The sequence below is a fragment of the Bradyrhizobium liaoningense genome (assembly GCF_018130785.1).
In the GTDB taxonomy this organism is placed as follows: domain Bacteria; phylum Pseudomonadota; class Alphaproteobacteria; order Rhizobiales; family Xanthobacteraceae; genus Bradyrhizobium; species Bradyrhizobium liaoningense_A.
In genome coordinates, this window is record NZ_JAFCJT010000002.1 from 831,295 (window position 1) to 847,886 (window position 16,592).

The 16,592-nt window shown below is 64.3% G+C and carries 16 protein-coding genes; 6 read left to right on the forward strand and 10 right to left on the reverse strand.

Annotated elements, in window-relative coordinates; genetic code table 11:
- Window positions 1-103: 103 nt before the first annotated feature.
- The 6 genes from JQ627_RS09630 to JQ627_RS09655 all read right to left on the reverse strand — a co-directional run bounded on the left by JQ627_RS09630 (window position 104) and on the right by JQ627_RS09655 (window position 5,697).
- A complete protein-coding gene (locus tag JQ627_RS09630; protein WP_312015747.1) occupies window positions 104-694 on the reverse strand; it encodes a hypothetical protein in 591 nt (196 codons plus the stop codon).
- Complete coding sequence (locus JQ627_RS09635; protein ID WP_212483936.1) at window positions 688-1,407, reverse strand: haloacid dehalogenase type II; 720 nt, start codon at window positions 1,405-1,407, stop codon at window positions 688-690. Before JQ627_RS09635 ends, JQ627_RS09630 begins: the two co-directional genes overlap by 7 nt.
- A gap of 141 nt (window positions 1,408-1,548) precedes the next feature.
- Window positions 1,549-2,550 carry a class II fructose-bisphosphatase gene (glpX, locus tag JQ627_RS09640; protein WP_212483937.1) on the reverse strand — a complete coding sequence of 334 codons (1,002 nt, stop codon included), beginning with the start codon at window positions 2,548-2,550 and terminating at the stop codon, window positions 1,549-1,551.
- An 88-nt stretch (window positions 2,551-2,638) separates the two neighbouring features.
- On the reverse strand, window positions 2,639-3,955 hold the full coding sequence (locus JQ627_RS09645; RefSeq protein ID WP_212483938.1) for a homoserine dehydrogenase: 1,317 nt from the start codon (window positions 3,953-3,955) through the stop codon (window positions 2,639-2,641).
- Between the two features lie 30 nt (window positions 3,956-3,985).
- Complete coding sequence (locus JQ627_RS09650) at window positions 3,986-5,206, reverse strand: LL-diaminopimelate aminotransferase (RefSeq protein ID WP_212483939.1); 1,221 nt, start codon at window positions 5,204-5,206, stop codon at window positions 3,986-3,988.
- Between the two features lie 215 nt (window positions 5,207-5,421).
- A complete protein-coding gene (locus JQ627_RS09655; RefSeq protein ID WP_409363802.1) occupies window positions 5,422-5,697 on the reverse strand; it encodes a hypothetical protein in 276 nt (91 codons plus the stop codon).
- A gap of 254 nt (window positions 5,698-5,951) precedes the next feature.
- Here JQ627_RS09655 and JQ627_RS09660 point away from each other — a divergent pair, with 254 nt between their 5' ends.
- A complete protein-coding gene (locus JQ627_RS09660; RefSeq protein WP_212483940.1) occupies window positions 5,952-7,760 on the forward strand; it encodes an alpha/beta hydrolase in 1,809 nt (602 codons plus the stop codon).
- A gap of 83 nt (window positions 7,761-7,843) precedes the next feature.
- The gene (locus tag JQ627_RS09665) at window positions 7,844-8,242 is read left to right on the forward strand and encodes an MAPEG family protein (RefSeq protein ID WP_039149072.1); all 399 of its coding nucleotides are present in this window, start codon (window positions 7,844-7,846) and stop codon (window positions 8,240-8,242) included.
- Between the two features lie 153 nt (window positions 8,243-8,395).
- Here the strand turns inward: JQ627_RS09665 and argC are convergent, their stop codons facing one another.
- A complete protein-coding gene (gene argC / locus JQ627_RS09670) occupies window positions 8,396-9,379 on the reverse strand; it encodes an N-acetyl-gamma-glutamyl-phosphate reductase (protein ID WP_212483941.1) in 984 nt (327 codons plus the stop codon).
- Window positions 9,376-10,044 (reverse strand): FMN-binding negative transcriptional regulator, encoded by a 669-nt coding sequence (locus JQ627_RS09675; RefSeq protein WP_212483942.1) that lies wholly within the window; start codon window positions 10,042-10,044, stop codon window positions 9,376-9,378. The genes argC and JQ627_RS09675 overlap by 4 nt, the downstream gene beginning before the upstream one ends.
- A 392-nt stretch (window positions 10,045-10,436) precedes the next feature.
- Here JQ627_RS09675 and JQ627_RS09680 point away from each other — a divergent pair, with 392 nt between their 5' ends.
- Complete coding sequence (locus JQ627_RS09680; RefSeq protein WP_212483943.1) at window positions 10,437-11,438, forward strand: MBL fold metallo-hydrolase; 1,002 nt, start codon at window positions 10,437-10,439, stop codon at window positions 11,436-11,438.
- A gap of 41 nt (window positions 11,439-11,479) precedes the next feature.
- Here the strand turns inward: JQ627_RS09680 and JQ627_RS09685 are convergent, their stop codons facing one another.
- Complete coding sequence (locus tag JQ627_RS09685; protein ID WP_212483944.1) at window positions 11,480-12,010, reverse strand: DedA family protein; 531 nt, start codon at window positions 12,008-12,010, stop codon at window positions 11,480-11,482.
- A gap of 271 nt (window positions 12,011-12,281) precedes the next feature.
- Here JQ627_RS09685 and parE point away from each other — a divergent pair, with 271 nt between their 5' ends.
- On the forward strand, window positions 12,282-14,327 hold the full coding sequence (parE, locus tag JQ627_RS09690) for a DNA topoisomerase IV subunit B (RefSeq protein ID WP_212483945.1): 2,046 nt from the start codon (window positions 12,282-12,284) through the stop codon (window positions 14,325-14,327).
- A gap of 434 nt (window positions 14,328-14,761) precedes the next feature.
- Entirely contained in the window at window positions 14,762-15,544 is a 783-nt protein-coding gene (locus JQ627_RS09695; RefSeq protein ID WP_212483946.1) for an outer membrane protein, read from the forward strand.
- 13 nt (window positions 15,545-15,557) lie between these two features.
- Here the strand turns inward: JQ627_RS09695 and JQ627_RS09700 are convergent, their stop codons facing one another.
- Window positions 15,558-16,256 carry a hypothetical protein gene (locus JQ627_RS09700; RefSeq protein ID WP_212483947.1) on the reverse strand — a complete coding sequence of 233 codons (699 nt, stop codon included), beginning with the start codon at window positions 16,254-16,256 and terminating at the stop codon, window positions 15,558-15,560.
- A 137-nt stretch (window positions 16,257-16,393) separates the two neighbouring features.
- On the opposite strand from JQ627_RS09700, the gene JQ627_RS09705 reads away from it, so the two are divergent.
- Window positions 16,394-16,579 carry a hypothetical protein gene (locus JQ627_RS09705; protein ID WP_212483948.1) on the forward strand — a complete coding sequence of 62 codons (186 nt, stop codon included), beginning with the start codon at window positions 16,394-16,396 and terminating at the stop codon, window positions 16,577-16,579.
- The last annotated feature ends 13 nt before the right edge of the window (window positions 16,580-16,592 follow it).

Below are 16,592 nucleotides of genomic sequence, written 5' to 3' on the forward strand. Positions count from 1 at the left end.
GCTCTAGACCGCATGTATGCCCCTCGCGTCGAGCGGCAGCCCTCGCCGCCGGCCGGAGGTGAGTGTTCGTCACTCGTCGTCCCGAGAGGATTGGTCGCGCCGATCAGTTCCGGCCGCCGAGGAAACGCGCGATTGGCCGTAGCGCATCGATATCCGGCACAGCCGCGCTGGCCTGGACAGCCGAGCACCATGGATATGGCAAAGCGGCAAGCCAGCGCATGATCGGCTTGGCGTCCCCGGCGGGAAGCACGCACATGACCTCGATATCGATCACGAGCTTCTTCACGCGCCCATCATCGGCGCCGGCAAAATGCCAGCCGTAATGCCCACAGCCGACGCGAACGGTGCCGCCCTGCCGCGCCGACATCCCGACCAGCCAATCGCAACGGAAATGCGGCAAGTGATCTGCGCCGGGACGCGACAGGCAAAATGTGCGCACATTCTCGTACTGCTCGCCGAAGCCGGTGATCAGGACCTGGGTCACCTGCTCAAGCCCGTTGGCCGAACTCGGAAACGAAATGGCGTCGGTCTTGACGACCATTTCGAGCTCGCAGTCCGCCACGAAGGCTCGCGTCATCAATTGAGGACGGTTGCCATCCTTCGCCAGAATATACGTGCTGATCGCATCAGCGGCGGCAATGCCCGTGGGTCGGTCCATCCGGTTACCCAAACAAGTTCGGGCCGCGTCTAGCACCCCAGCCTGTCGGCGACGCCGCCAAAATCCCTGGCGACAATATCCCAGTTTCCGGTCGCTTCGAAGTCCACCTTCTGAAGCGGCCCATACTCCGTCGGTCGCGCCACGAACGCGGTCTTCAGCCCGTTCTTCTGCGCGGCCGCGAGATCGCCGTTGTGCGCGGCGACCATCATCACCTCTTCAGGCTTGAGGCAGAGGAGCCGCGCGGCGCCGAGATAGGTTTCGGGATCGGGCTTGTAGTGCTCGAACAGCTCGGCCGACATGATCAGGTCCCAAGGAAGACCTGCGAACTTCGCCATGTTGGTGAGCAGCGCGACATTGCCGTTCGACAGCGGCGAGATGACGAACTTCGTCTTCAGCCGGGTCAGGCCGGCGACGCTGTCGGGCCAGGGATTGAGGCGATGCCAGCCCTTGGTCAGGTAATCGAGATCGGCTTCGGTGAGGCCCTTGATCGAAAATTGCTCGACCAGCTTCTCCAGCGAGCGGCGGTGCAGATCATCGAGCATGACGTAGCCGCGCTCGGGATGTTTGCGCACGTCGTCCATCGAGGCCATGTACATGCCGCGCCAGCCGTCGACCAAGGCGGTCCAGTCGGCGCTGATCCCGCGGCCCCTTGCCCACCACATGAAGTCGGTGATCAGGCTGGTGCGCCAGTCGACGACCGTGCCGAACACGTCGAAGACGAGGGCTTTGACGGCGGAGAGATCGGACATGTGCGCTTCCCTGGTTGTTCTTGTTGTCATTCCGGGGCGCGACGACGTCGCGCCCCCGGAATCCAGAAGTTGTGGCGCGAGATTCCGGGTTCTCCGGGCCGCGCCTCGCGCGGTCCCGTCGCCCCGGAATGACAGAGAACATCAGTCCAGGTGGAACTTCGCCAGTTCGCGGTGCTCGGCCTTGATGTAGCGCACGGTGCCGGTAACGGACCGCATCACGACCGTCTCGGTCTCGATGACGCCGTCCTTGCGGAACTTCACGCCCGAGAGCAGCGAGCCCGTGGTGACACCGGTGGCGGCGAACAGGCAGTCGCCGCGCGCCATGTCCTCGATGCCGTAGATCATCTTGGGATCGTTCACGCCCATCTTCGCCGCGCGCTCGCGCTTCTCGTCGGAATCGAGGATGAGGCGGCACTGCATCTGGCCACCGATGCAGCGCAGCGCGACGGCCGCGAGCACGCCTTCCGGCGCGCCGCCGGTGCCGAGATACATGTCGACGCCGGTGTTATCGGGGTCGGCGCAGTGGATCACGCCGGCCACGTCGCCGTCGGTGATGAGGCGCACGGCGGCGCCGGTCGAGCGCACGCTCTCGATGATGCCGGCATGGCGCGGACGGTCGAGCACGAGAACGGTGATGCCGTCAGGCTTGACACCCTTGGCCTTGGCGAGGCGGAGGACGTTGTCGGCGGGCGATGCATCAATTTCGACAACACCCTTGTCGTAGCCGGGACCGATCGCGAGCTTCTCCATGTAGACGTCAGGAGCGTGCAGCAGCGTGCCGCCGTCGGCCATCGCCATGGTGGCGATCGAACCCGGCATGTTCTTGGCGCACAGCGTGGTGCCTTCGAGCGGATCCACCGCGATGTCGACCTCGGGGCCGGCCTTCAGGCCGACCTGCTCGCCGATATAGAGCATCGGCGCCTCGTCGCGCTCGCCCTCGCCGATCACGATGGTGCCCTGGATCGGCAGCTTGTTGAGCTCGCGCCGCATGGCGTCCACCGCGGCCTGGTCGGCCGCCTTCTCATTGCCGTGTCCGCGCAGCCGCGCGGACGACACCGCCGCCCGCTCCGTCACGCGCACGATCTCCAGCGTGAGAATGCGCTCGAGCAACGCGTGCGGCGGGACTGAAATATGGGTCGACATCGGCTAACTCCTTCGAAACAGTTCTGGACGGAAATCTCCGTCCGCATCAACTCACAACGCCCGGTGTTCGTTCGAACGAACAACCGCCTCAGTTCTTCTCGATCCGGATCACCTGCGGCCGACCGCTGATCACCTTGTCCTTCTGCACGGCAGCGAGCGCGCGGCGCACGGCGTCCTCATGGGTCGCATAGGTGATCAGGATGACGGGCACGGGCACCGCCTTGCCATCGGTCGGCGCAGCGCCGCCATTGGGATGACGCTGCACGATCGACTCGATCGAAATCTTCTGCTCCGCGAGCCGGGTCGCGATCGCGGCCGCTGTGCCCGGGAAATCGCGCGCCAGGAGGCGGATGTAGTAGCCGCCCTCGTGGCGCTCCATCGGCGCTTTCCTGGTGTCGCGCAGATGCGATATCGGCCGGCCGAACGGATTGGCGCGGATGCCGCGCGCAACGTCGGCGATGTCGGCGACCACGGCGGAGGCGGTCGCAGCACCGCCGGCGCCGGGGCCGACCAGCGTGATCGGAGGAATGCCCTCGCCATCGACCGTGACCGCATTGGTGACACCCATCACCTGCGCGATCGAGGAGGACTTTGGAACCATGGTCGGGTGCACGCGCTGCTCGATGCCCTTGGCGGTGCGAACTGCGACGCCGAGCAGCTTGAGCCGGTAACCGAGATCGTCGGCCGCGCGCAGATCTTCCGGCGCGATGGATGAGATACCTTCGACATACACAGCGCTTTGAGCAACTTTCGTGCCGAAAGCGAGGCTGGCGAGGATGGCAAGTTTTTGCGCGGTGTCATGGCCATCGACGTCGAAGGACGGATTGGCCTCGGCATAGCCGAGCCGCTGCGCATCCTTGAGGCATTCGGCGAAGGACAGCCCCTCCTGCTCCATCCGGGTCAGGATGTAATTGCAGGTGCCATTGAGGATACCGTAGACGCGATTGATGCCGGTTCCGGCAAGACCCTCGCGTAACGTCTTGATGACAGGGATCGCAGCGCCGACCGCTGCCTCGTAATTCAGCGCGCCGCCGTGCTTTTCAGCGGCCTTGGCAAGCTTCAGGCCGTGCTTGGCGAGCAGCGCCTTGTTGGCGGTGACGACCGACTTGCCCGCATTCAGTGCAGCGTCGACCGCAGAGAGAGCGGGATCGCCGGCGCCGCCCATCAGTTCGACGAAACAGTCGATGCCGGGATGCGTGGCCAGTGCCATGGGATCCCTGGCCCATTCGATGCCGCGCAGATCGACGCCACGCTTCTTCACCTTCGAGCGCGCGGTGACGGCGACGACGCGAATGCCGCGGCCGCTGCGGCCCGCGAGCACGCGGGCCTGGGTCTCGATCAAACGGACAACTTCGGCGCCCACGGTGCCGAGCCCCGCTATGCCCACTTTCAGGGGTGCAACCATGATACTTTAGAAAACCTGCCGAAGAGAAACTTAACGCCGATTGGCGAGCGGAACGACGTTGTGCAACGTTTCGATGCCGCTTTCAAGGAAGCGGCGCACGCCGCGCGCGGCCTGCCTGATCCGCTGCTCGTTTTCCACCATGGCGATGCGGACATATCCTTCACCATGCTCGCCAAAGCCGACGCCGGGCGAGACCGCGACGCCTGACTTCTCCACCATCAGGGTTGCGAACTGCATGCTGCCGACGCTGCGGAAGGCCTCCGGCAGCGGCACCCAGGCGAACATCGAGGCTTCCGGCGGCGGGATCTCCCAGCCGGCACGGCCGAACGACTCCACCAGCGCGTCGCGGCGCTTGCGGTAGGTGTCGCGCATCTCCTTGATGCAATCGTCGGGGCCGTTCAGCGCGGCGGTCGCGGCGACCTGCACCGGCGTGAAGGCGCCGTAGTCGAGGTAGGATTTGACGCGGGCAAGTGCTGCGATCACGCGGTCATTGCCGACCGCAAAGCCCATGCGCCAGCCGGCCATCGAATAGGTCTTCGACATCGAGGTGAACTCGACGGTGACGTCGATCGCGCCGGGCACCTGGAGCACCGAGGGCGGCGGGTTGTTCTCGTCGAAATAGACTTCCGCATAGGCGAGATCGGACAGGATCAGGATCTCGTGCTTCTTCGCGAACGCGACGAGGTCCTTGTAGAAGTCGAGGCTCGCGACATAGGCGGTCGGGTTCGACGGGTAGCAGACGACGAGCGCGAGCGGCTTCGGGATCGAATGCACGATCGCCCGCTCCACCGCCTCGAAGAATTGCGGCGTCGGCTCGGAGGGTACCGAGCGGATCACGCCGCCCGCCATCAAGAAGCCGAAGGCGTGAATCGGGTAGCTCGGGTTCGGGCAGAGGATGACGTCGCCGGGCGCGGTGATCGCCTGCGCCACATTGGCAAAGCCCTCCTTCGAACCGAGTGTCGCGACGATCTGGGTGTCGGGGTTGAGCTTCACGCCGAAGCGGCGGGCGTAATAAGCGGCCTGGGCCCGGCGCAGCCCGGGGATGCCGCGGGAGGCCGAGTAGCGGTCGGTGCGCGGCTTGCCCAGCGTCTCCTTCAGCTTCTCCAGCACATGCGCGGGCGCCGGCAGGTCCGGATTGCCCATGCCGAGGTCGATGATATCGGCGCCGGCATTCCGCGCGGCCGCCTTGGCCCGGTTGACCTGCTCGAACACGTAAGGCGGAAGGCGGCGGATGCGGTAAAACTCGTCCATGGCTCTCTGGGCTCCGGGCAACCGGTCAGAACAGAATCGAAAGGCGATCATGCCAATCGAAAAAGCAACCGCCCCTTTGCGCGAAAATCGCTCAAAATCAAATACTTGGAGCGATTTTCGGCGACTGGGGCTGAACGCCTTCGCCCTGACTCTCGGCTGAACTTTGGTCTTTTAGCACGGCAAGACGGGGGCGCCAGCGATTACCTTGCACCGCCTCATTTCGCGTCTTTGGCGGCGACCGCCTGGCGATCGCGCGCGGCGGCGAGCTCGGCCTCGATCTTGGCGCGCTGGTCCGGCGGGATGACCGCTTGATCGCGATCCGGCGGGAGGTCGTGCACCGGCAGGTAGCTGCCGGGCTCCCTGGGATGCACCTGCGCGTCCGCGGGCGTCATATCCGCGAGCTGACTCGAACAGCCACCGAGCGCGAACGCCGCACTCAGCAGCGCGCCGCAGATCAGCAGCGACTTTTGCAGGTCCCTCATCGCCAACACTTGGGAAATCCCCTACTCGTCCCAAAGCACGGCCCCGGGCAACCCTTACCCAAGTCCGCGCCCAAGCTCAAACCATTGCTGCCCAAATGGTGTGAGCGAGAAAATAGCCCAAGACCACCAAGCCGAGTGGTGCGGCTCGATTGTGACGGAACCAAGAAAATTTGTCGCACTGCAGCACATCTTCGAGAGTGTTTAACGCCAAACATGCGAGCTTCGCGGTGACGAATACGGAATGAATTGTTACTGTTCTGCTCATGAGTACCGCCACGACCGACACACCCAGATCCGAGACGAAGTTCGACGCGGAAGCCTTCGCGATGAATGTCGCGCAGGCGATGGAGAGCGGCGGCAAGGCGCTCGCCGCGTATCTGAAGCCACGCGAGAGCGGCGAGGTGCAGGATCGCCCGCCGGCCGAGCTTACGGAAGTGGTCAAGACCTTCACGTCGGTCGCCGAATACTGGCTGTCGGATACGTCCCGCGCGTCGGATCTGCAGACCAAGCTCGCCAAGGACTATCTCGACCTCTGGGGCTCGGCGGCGCGCCGCATGGCCGGCCAGGACGCCCCGCCCGCGATCGCACCCTCGCCGCGCGACAAGCGCTTTGCCGATCCGGAATGGAAGTCGAACCAGTTCTTCGATTTCATGATGCAGCTCTATCTGCTCACGACCAAATGGGCGCAGGAGCTGGTCCGCGATGCCGACGGGCTCGATCCGCAGACCCGCCGCAAGGCCGAGTTCTACGTCCAGCAGGTCACCAACGCGATCTCGCCGTCCAACTTCGTGCTGACCAATCCGGAAGTGCTGCGCGAGACGGTGGCGAGCAGCGGCGAGAACCTCGCGCGCGGACTGAAGATGCTGGCCGAGGACATCGCCGCCGGCAAGGGCATGCTGAAGATCCGCCAGTCCAATCCGGACAATCTCGTCGTCGGCGTCAACATGGCGACGACGCCGGGCAAGGTGATCTACCAGAACGAGATGATGCAGCTCATCCAGTATTCGCCGACCACGGAGAACGTGCTGCGCACGCCGCTCCTGATCGTGCCGCCCTGGATCAACAAGTTCTACATTCTCGATCTCAAGCCAGAGAAGTCCTACATCAAGTGGTGCGTCGACCAGGGCATCACCGTGTTCGTGATCTCATGGGTCAATCCCGACAAGCGGCTCGGAGCCAAGAGCTGGGAAGACTACATGAAGGAGGGCCCGCTCACGGCAATGGACGTGATCGAGAAGGTCACCGGCGAGATGAAGGTGCACACCGCCGGCTATTGCGTCGGCGGCACCATGCTCGCGACCACGCTGGCCTGGCTTGCCGAGAAGCGCCGCCAGCGCGTCGCGTCGGCGACGTTCTTCGCGGCGCAGGTCGACTTCACCCATGCCGGCGATCTCCTGGTGTTCGTCGACGAGGACCAGATCGCCGCCCTCGAGCAGGACATGAAGGCCGCCGGCGTGCTCGAAGGCTCGAAAATGGCGATGGCCTTCAACATGCTGCGCTCCAACGATCTGATCTGGTCCTATGTCGTCAGCAACTATCTGAAGGGCCAGCAACCGAGCGCGTTCGACCTCTTGCACTGGAATTCGGATGCGACGCGCATGACCGCGTCGAACCATTCCTATTACCTGCGCAACTGCTACCTGGAGAACCGGCTCTCCACCGGCACCATGGTGCTCGACAACACGCTGCTCGACCTCTCCAAGGTCAAGGTGCCCGTCTACAACCTCGCCGCCCGCGAGGACCACATCGCGCCGGCGGAATCGGTGCTGTACGGCTCGCAGTTCTTCGGCGGCCCGGTGAAATATGTGCTGTCCGGCTCCGGCCACATCGCCGGCGTGGTCAACCCGCCCGCCTCGAACAAGTACCAGTACTGGACCAACGACAACGTCAAGGACGTCAGCGTCGCCGAGTGGATGAAGGGCGCGGTGGAGCACAAGGGCTCGTGGTGGCCGGACTGGCGCGAATGGCTGGGCGGGCTCGATCCCGAGGAAGTCCCGGCGCGCGTGGTCGGCAGCGAGGCCCTGCCCCCGATCGAGGACGCGCCCGGCAGCTATGTCAGGGTTCGCGCCTAGCGGGATTTCTTTGCGCATGGCGCAATCCTGCGCGCTTGTATAATCTCGCGTTCAACACAGCGACGACAGAGGGGGACCGGGTTATGACGCGCGAATTGTTCTGGCTGACACTGACGGTGATCCTGACCGGAATCCTCTGGATTCCCTACACCATCAACCGCTGCCAGGTTCGAGGTCTCAGTGGCGCGATGGCCAATCCCTCGCGCACCGACAAGCCGCAGGCGGAGTGGGCGAACCGCCTGATGTTCGCGCATGACAACGCCGTCGAGAACCTCGTGCTCTTCGCGCCGCTGGTGCTGATCCTGAACGCGATCGACTATTCCTCGAAATGGACCGTGCTCGCCTGCGCCGTCTATTTCTGGTCTCGCGTCGCGCATCTGATCGTCTACGCGCTCGGCATCCCGGTGTTCCGCACGCTGGCCTTCACCGTCGGCTTCCTCGCCCAGGCCGTGCTGGCGCTGGCGATCTTCAAGGTGTTTTGAAACCGCGCTCACGGCCGTAATGCCCGGGCCTGTCCCGGGCATCCACGTTCTTTCCTGATCGCGGTAACGCGTGGATGGCCGGGACATAGGCGAACGGAAGCGACGCCGTCATTCCGACGGCCATGCCCGACCATGGCGGGTCGCGGAAGCTCCCTACTCCTCCGGCAAGCCCAGCATCAGCCGCATGTTCTGCACGGCCGCACCCGAGGCGCCCTTGCCGAGATTGTCGAGCCGGGCGACCAGCACCGCCTGGTGATACTTGTCGCTGGCGAAGACGTAGAGCTCGAGCATGTTGGTCTCGTTGAGCGCCTCCGGCTCGAGCTTGCCGCCCTTGGTCGCCTCGTTCTGGAGCGGCATCACCGAGACGTACTTCGAACCGGCATAGCGCTTTGCGAGCGCGGCCTGGAGGTCGGCACCGCCGGGCTTGCCCGGCAACGTGTCGAGCTGGAGCGGCACCGACACCAGCATTCCCTGCCGGTAGTTTGCGACCGAGGGAATGAAGATCGGCCGCCGCGTCAGGTTCGAATAGAGCTGCATCTCAGGCAGATGCTTGTGCTCGAAGCCGAGACCGTAGAGCTCGAAGGACGGCGCGCTGCCGTCTTCGAAGCTTGCGATCATCGACTTGCCGCCTCCGGAATAGCCGCTCACCGCGTTGACGGTGACGGGATGGTCGGGAGGCAACAGACCGGCATCGACGATCGGCCGCAGCAGCGCGATCGCGCCGGTCGGATAGCAGCCGGGATTGGAGACCTTCCTGGCGGCCTTGATCTTGCCGGCCTGGTCCGGCGTCAGCTCCGCAAAGCCATAGGCCCAGTCGGGCGCGACCCGGTAGGCGGTCGAGGCGTCCAGCACCTTCGGGCCCGCAGCGCCCATGCTGTCGACCAGTGCGACCGTTTCCTTCGCGGCATCGTCGGGCAGGCAGAGGATGACGAGATCAACCTCCTCCATCAGCGCCTTCTTGGCCGCGGGGTCCTTGCGCTTGTCGTCGGCGATCGTCTTCACGACCACGTCGTCCTGAAGCTTCAGCCGTTCGTTGATGCCGAGGCCGGTGGTGCCGGAGCCGCCGTCGACGAAGACGGTGGCCGGCTTTTTCGCAGCGCCGGTGGTCGGGGCTTTCGTGGTCTCGGCGAGGCTCATGGCACGCTCCTTTCAAGCAAATTGGTTTCGTTCGCGAAGGCTTCCGGCCTCACGTCCTGCATCAGTTGTGCAATCTCTCTGGCGTCGGCAGCGGGTTGCGCACCGAGCGCGTTGGCGATCGCCGTATAGTCGGCGTCGGACTTGTGCTGGTTGAGCTTGAAGCTGCCCTCGACCTCTTCAACCGTCATGACCAGACCCACGATTCCCTTCTTCATCGCTTCCAGCCGGCCTGCCGTCATCTTGTCGGACGTCCACGGCTTTTTCGGCAGCAACCAGTTCTCGAACTTGTCGCTGAGCGTGTCGATCTGCACCGCCAGCTCGCCGTCCGACAGGAGCCGCACCGGCCCGCTCAGATGCACCGACTGGTAGAGCCAGGTCGGCACCTGATCCGGCGAGACGTACCAGTCGGGCGATACATAGGCATCGGGCCCGTTGACCGCGAGCAGCCAGGACGCCGAGCCATCCGCCTGCTTTAGCAGCGGATTGTGACGGGCGACATGAAAGGCGGCCTGCGGCGTGCCGTCGGCAGCGTAAGTCAGATAGAACGGCAGCGGGGAAGCGACCGGCTTGTGGCCATCGAAGGCGCACATCGTGCCGAAGCCGCGCTCTTCTGCGAATTTCAGGCTCGCGGCGCGGTCCTGCTTGAAAAAGGGTGGCGTGTACATCGTGGTCTCCTGCTGGGCCTCCTTGGGGGGCCGCCGGATCAGATCGCGCTGACAGGAGAGAGAATGCCGCGGATCGGATCCAGCGGCAAAGACGATGATCTCAAACGCGATCGACCGCCCAAACCGCTAAGGAGCGGCGGCGGCGACGGGCGAACAGGATGGTCGCGGCGTTGATCATGGCGCGCGGCTATAAGGCCACAGGGTTCCAGGGTCAAGTCCAAATCCGGGGCGGTCGCGGGCAGGATGCCGCACCTCATGACGGCAGGATGCCGCACTGATGTCATGGGGCTGCAGCGGAATTTCCCTTAAGCATGGGGGTTTCCGAGAAAGACCGGCGCGCCACAACCTCGCCGGATCTCGTGCCTTTCGCAACACAGCCTTAGGACATCGACATGACCGAGATCACCCGTCGCGCAACGCTGGCCGGTGCCGCCGCCTCGGCGCTCCTGCCGTTCGTGAAGACCTCGCCCGCGAGCGCCGCCGCGCCTCCGGCCGCGACCCAGAATGCGAGTTTCTATCGCTACAATGTCGGCACCCACCAGATCACGGTGGTCTGCGACGGCGTCGCGACCGTCAACTTGACTGACAATTACGCAGCCGGTGCATCGAAGGACGACATCAACAAGATCTTCGCCGAGAACCATCTGCCGACCGACAAGGTCACCCACACCTTCAATCCCGTGGTCGTCAACACCGGTCCGAAGCTTGTCGTGATCGACACCGGTCTCGGACCCGACCAGTTCACGCAGACGAAGGGCAAGGTCGGCCAGTTCCACAACAACCTCGCAGCCGCCAACATCGACCGTTCCGCGGTCGACACCGTCATCATCTCCCACTTCCACGGCGACCACATCAACGGCCTGCTCGCGGCCGAGAACAAGCCGGCCTTCCCTAACGCCGAGATCATGGTGCCGGCGGTGGAGTGGAAGTTCTGGATGGACGACGGAGAGATGAGCAAGGGGACCGGCAATCCGATCCTCGAGAGCAACTTCAAGAACATCCGCCGCGTGTTCGACGCGCTCGGCCGCAAGGTCACGCAATACGAATCCGGCAAGGAAGTCGCGCCCGGCATCACCTCGGTGGCAAGCCCGGGCCACACACCGGGGCACAACTCCTTCGTCGTCGCCTCCGGCACGGAGAAGGTTCTGGTGCAGGTCGACATCACCGCAGGCGCGGCGTTTCTATTCGTCAAGCACCCCGAATGGAACATCGCATCCGATGTCGACAAGCCGCTGGCGCAAGAGACACGGCGCAAGCTGTACGACATGGCGATCGCCGAGAAGATGCCGATCCAGGCTTTCCACGCCGCCTTCCCGGGGCTCGTCCGCGTCGAGAAGGAAAAGGACGGTTCGGGCTATCGCTGGATCCCGTCGATCTGGAACGCCTCGCTTTAGGCTTTGCGGTACGCGCTGACCGGGCGGCCATCGCTGCCCGGTCAGATCGCGCGCCAGATCCATTCCATGACCTGCGCGATGACGTCGCCGAACAGGAGCAGCGCCGCCGACCAGACCAGCGCCGAGACGAAATTGGCGGCCTGAAAGCTCCAGTACGGCATCTCGAAAATGCCGGCAGCAAGCGGCACCGAGGCGCGCAAGGGGCCGAAAAAGCGGCCAATGAAGATGCTGGGAATCCCCCAGCTGCGCACGAAGGCCTCGCCCCTGGGCAGCAGTTCCGGATAGCGCGAGAGCGGCCACATCTGGGCGACCTGCTCCTTGTAGCGGTAGCCGAACCAGTAGGAGACCCAGTCGCCCAGCGCCGCACCGATGCCGCCGGCGATCCACACAGGGTAGAAGCTGATGCCGCTCGCCCCGATCAAAGCGCCGATCGCCACCAGCGCGCCCCAGGCCGGGACCAGCAGCGAGATGAAGGCGAGCGACTCCCCGAAGGCCAGCAGGAACACGATCGGGGCCGCCCAAATCTGGTGAGCACGCACAAAGTCGGCGAGTGCGTGCGCGTACTGCTCCATTCCAGATCGCCTTCCCGCCCCGTCACGGTCCCTGTCAGATAAAAAGACTGGTAAGCCAAGGACTTGTGTGACATCAAGTCACAAAACCCGGCCCGGACCGGCCCAAGGCGTCAAATTGCCGGGAATTGGCGAGCCTGCGGCGTAAAATCGCCGGGATTGGCTCCCACCCACATCCGCCCGGCCGACCTGCGGTGACCTTTACAGGTCAGCCGTGGCATAGTCGGCCTAACCGATTCGCCGCTGATGCGGCCCTCAAAAAACATCAAGATATATGTCCAAGCAGTTGAAGCCAAAAGCAAAAGACGATTTTTTCGGCGGCGATGAGCCGAAGTCCCGCGCGGCCGCCAAGACGGCGTCGCGTGGAAGCGGCGGCGAAGCCGACTACACCGCGGCCGATATCGAGGTGCTCGAAGGCCTGGAACCGGTACGGCGCCGGCCCGGCATGTATATCGGCGGCACCGACGAGAAGGCGCTGCATCACCTCTTCGCCGAAGTCATCGACAACTCGATGGACGAGGCGCTGGCCGGGCACGCGACTTTCATCGGAGTCGAGCTCAGCGCCGATGGGTTCCTGACCGTCACCGACAACGGCCGCGGCATCCCGATCGATCCGCATCCGAAGTTTCCGAAGAAGTCGGCGCTCGAAGTCATCATGTGCACGCTGCATTCGGGCGGCAAGTTCGACTCCAAGGTCTACGAGACCTCCGGCGGTCTGCACGGTGTCGGCATCTCCGTGGTGAACGCCCTCTCCTCGCTGCTCGAGGTCGAGGTCGCACGCAGCCAGAAACTCTACCGCATGACGTTCGAGCGCGGGCACCCGAAGGGCAAGCTCGAGGATCTCGGCAAGGTCAACAACCGCCGCGGCACGCGCGTGCGCTTCAAGCCCGACACCGACATCTTCGGCGCCAAGGCCGCGTTCAAGCCGCAGCGCCTGTTCAAGATGACGCGCTCGAAGGCCTATTTGTTCGGTGGCGTCGAGATCCGCTGGAATTGCGCGCCCGAGCTCTTGAAGGGCGTCGAGGATGTGCCGGCGGAAGCGACCTTCCATTTCCCCGGCGGCCTCAAGGATTACCTCGCCGCTGCGATCCACGCCGACACGCTGGTGCATCCCGACATCTTCTCCGGCAAATCGGGCCGCAACGGCGCGCATGGCGCCTGCGAATGGGCCGTCGCCTGGACCGCGGATGCCGACGGATTCCTGTCCTCCTACACCAACACCGTGCCGACGCCCGATGGCGGTACGCACGAATCCGGCTTGCGCAGCGCGCTGCTGCGCGGCCTGAAGGATCACGCCGAGCGCGTCGGTCAGGGCAAGCGTGCCTCGTCCATCACGTCGGAAGACGTGATGGTGGGCGCAGCCGTGATGCTGTCCGTGTTCGTGCGCGAGCCCGAATTCCAGGGCCAGACCAAGGATCGCCTCGCCACCGCCGAAGCGCAGCGCATCGTCGAACAGGCGATGAAGGATCCGTTCGACCATTGGCTCTCGGGCAATCCGAACATGGCCAACCGGCTGCTCGACTTCGTGATCGACCGCGCCGAGGAGCGGCTGCGGCGGCGGCAAGAGAAAGAGACCGCGCGGAAAACTGCCGGAAAGAAGCTGCGCCTGCCCGGCAAGCTCGCCGACTGCACCGATGCCGGCACCGAAGGCTCCGAGCTCTTCATCGTCGAGGGCGACTCGGCAGGCGGCAGCGCCAAGCAGGCGCGCGACCGCAAGACCCAGGCCGTGCTGCCGCTGCGCGGCAAGATCCTCAACGTCGCCTCCGCCGGCAAGGACAAGCTGACAGCCAACGCCCAACTCTCCGACCTCGTGCAGGCGATCGGCTGCGGCCAGCTCCTGCACTATCGCGAAGAGGATCTGCGCTATCAGCGCATCATCATCATGACCGACGCCGACGTCGACGGCGCGCACATCGCCTCGCTGCTGATTACCTTCTTCTACCGGCAGATGCCGAAGCTGATCGACGAAGGCCACCTCTTCCTCGCCGTGCCGCCGCTTTACAAGCTGACCCACGGCCAGAAGTCGGTCTACGCGCGCGACGACAAGCACAAGGAAGAGCTGATCAAGAGCGCGTTCAACGCCAACGCCAAGGTCGAGGTGAACCGCTTCAAAGGCCTCGGCGAGATGATGCCGGCGCAGCTCAAGGAAACCACCATGGATCCGCGCAAGCGGACGCTGCTCAAGGTGGTGCTGCTCGCCGACGACCGCGACACCACGGCGGATTCGGTAGAGCGGCTGATGGGCACCAAGGCCGAGGCGCGCTTCGCGTTCATCTCGGACAAGGCCGAATTTGCCAGCGAGGAACTGCTGGACGTCTGAAGCGGTTCCCTAACGTCAAGCAAAGGCCCCGGTCATCCCGCCGGGGCTTTTCTGTTTTCGGTCCGCAAGGCAGCCGGCCAGGCCTCCTGGATTGCCCGACTCGCGTTGGGACCGGGCGACTCGGCCAACGACTCAGCGCGCCAGAGGAGCGCCAAGGCTGAGGCGGGATTGCTGCCGTTTCGGACAAAGCCGAATTTGCTAACGAGAAGTTACCTGAATCTGATCTTCGAAAATTGACATAACCAACTGGTATAATTGAATTATTTCTGGCTTCGACGATCGGATCCGAAATCGCTGCCGGGCGGCGTTTCCCGGCGACTGTGCCTGTCCGGCAACAGCATTTCGGCGGGAAACGTCTATAGTCCGGGGATCAGATCAAACGAACTTCAGTGCGCTCGCGCCTGCTACGCAAGACCAAGGTTGGGGATTTTAACATGAAGAAGATTTTGCTCGCTCTGACCGCGGTCGCGGCGATGACCGGTTCGGCCTCGGCCGCCGATCTGGCCTCCCGTCCCTACGTGAAGGCCCCGGTTGCGGCGCCCCTGGCCAACTGGACCGGCTTCTACATCTTCGGCGGTGGCGGCGGTGGCCTCTCGAACGCCGACCAGCATGTCCAGACCACGGTCGGCGCGGTTCCGCTGACGATCGACCAGCGCCAGGGCGGTTCGGGTTGGTTCGGCACCGTCGGTCTCGGCTACGACTGGCAGTTCAACAGCACCTGGGTCGCCGGCGTGTTCGCTGACGGTCAGTTCGGCAGCATCCGCGCCACCATCCAGGATCCGATCGCCGGCATCACGGGCAGCCAGAAGCTGGAAGACTCGTGGGCCGCTGGTATTCGCCTCGGCTGGCTGGCCGCTCCGAACGTCCTCACCTACGTCAACGGCGGTTACTCCGGCGCTCACTTTGGCCAGACCAACTTCATGACCTTGGCCGGCGTTCCCGCTGGTATCCACCTCGACAGCTACAACCGGAACGGCTGGTTCATCGGCGGCGGTGTCGAGAACAGCCTGAACTTCTTCGGCATCTCCTCGCCCGGCTGGTTCATGAAGACCGAGTATCGGTCGGCCTTCTACAACGCCAAGACCTCGAACGAACTGTTCGACGTCAGCAATACGCTGGTTGGCCGCGACATCCGCGCCAACAGCTGGAACCAGACGATCTCGACCTCGCTGGTCTACCGCTTCAACTGGACCGGTCCGGTCGTCGCGAAGTACTGATCTGAACTAACCTTCAGACGTCAAAGCCCCGGCATCGTCCGGGGCTTTTTCGTTGCCGGATAGTCAGCGGCTGACGCTCGCCTTCAAGGATCGGTACCCCTCTCCAAGCTTGTTCTCGATCCCCGCCCAGTCGGTCTCGGTGACAGCCTCGCCCCGCGCATCGCGAAGCGCCATGGCCTCCGCCCGCGCGATGCCGAACTGCCTGATGGCGGAATCGTCCGCGCTCTTGCCGTAGGTCAGCGCTGCCACGCGCGATGGTGAGGCCATAGTCGCGCGGGACCGCCGCGTTGCGCCACGCCTGCCACCAGTCAAGCTCAAGACGGGCGGCCTCCTCCACGTCGAATGCCATGGGCGCGGCCGGTGTAAAATCCCGGTAGTACGCAACGAGGGCTGGCAGCGCCGCATCGGCCTCCCGGCGTGACCGCGTTGGCTGGAACGTCCTGGCGGCCTCGGCGGCGCTGAGCGCGATCTGCAAGCTCCTCAGCGGAGAAAAGCCGAACTGCGTCCGCGTCGAATCGTAGAGGTGGTAGAACAGCACGGCGTAGCGCTTGTCGTAATAGTCGCGCCACATCGCGGTCTCGAGCCGCGCCATCTCGGCCGGATCGAACGCCCGCAGATCTGCATGACGCGGAATGACGGCATAGGCCGCGACCAGTGCGGCCGCAGCCGCGGTGCCGAGGATGCTACCGAAGATCGCCTTCCGCACGGACATGGATACTCCCAGCGGCCCTGCATCCGCAGCCATTGTATCCAAACCGAAGCTACGGCTAGTCTGGCCATAAGTTCTCGTGGCCGCGGCAATCGTTGATGCCGGGGACGCGACAGAAGCAGACCAATGGGGAGGAATGCATGCGCAGATTTCTGCTGATCGCAGGCCTGTTTGCCCTCGCCATCGGGCTGCTCTGGATCGGACAGGGGACGGGCACCGTCCCCTGGCCGCGGTCGAGCTTCATGGTCAACCAGTTGCAATGGGCCGGCTATGGCGCAGCCATGGCCGGCCTCGGCCTGGTCCTGATCTGGCAGAGCAACCAATAGAAGAAACCAGGGA